The organism is Olavius algarvensis spirochete endosymbiont, from assembly GCA_900608495.1.
GTDB lineage: Bacteria > Spirochaetota > Spirochaetia > DSM-2461 > DSM-2461 > UBA2779.
Genome location: UWYT01000215.1, coordinates 1 through 487, shown reverse-complemented (window position 1 = coordinate 487; position 487 = coordinate 1). Strand labels below are relative to the sequence as shown.

General features: G+C 59.1%; 1 protein-coding gene. It reads left to right on the top strand.

Annotated features, from left to right (window positions below; all coding sequences use genetic code 11):
• The coding region (locus tag S1OALGB6SA_RS06385; RefSeq protein WP_503465876.1) for an NHL repeat-containing protein at positions 1-487 on the top strand (487 nt) is incomplete at both ends.

Here is a 487-nt window from a genome sequence, read left to right as displayed (position 1 = left end):
CGCATCCGGAAAATCACGCCGGCGGGGGTGGTAACCACCATAGCTGGTACTGACACACCGGGTTCTGTGGATGGCACCGGCACAGATGCGAAGTTTAACCATCCCCGCAACGTGGCTGTGGACTCATCCGGCAATGTCTTTGTGGCAGATCGTGGCAACAGTCGCATCCGGAAAATCACGCCGGCGGGGGTGGCAAGCACCCTTGCCGGCAGTGGCAAACCGGGTTTTGCGGATGGCACCGGCACAGAAGCACAGTTTGACCACCCCACCGGAGTGGCTGTGGACTCATCCGGCAATGTCTTTGTGGCAGATCAATTCAACTACCGCATCCGGAAAATCACGCTGGCGGGGATGGTAAGCACCTTGGCCGGCAAAACGTCAGGCTATGAGGATGCCACCGGCACAGCGGCAAAGTTTAAGAGCCCCCGCGGCGTGGCTGTGGACTCATCCGGCAATGTCTATGTGGCAGATGCTGACAACAACCGCA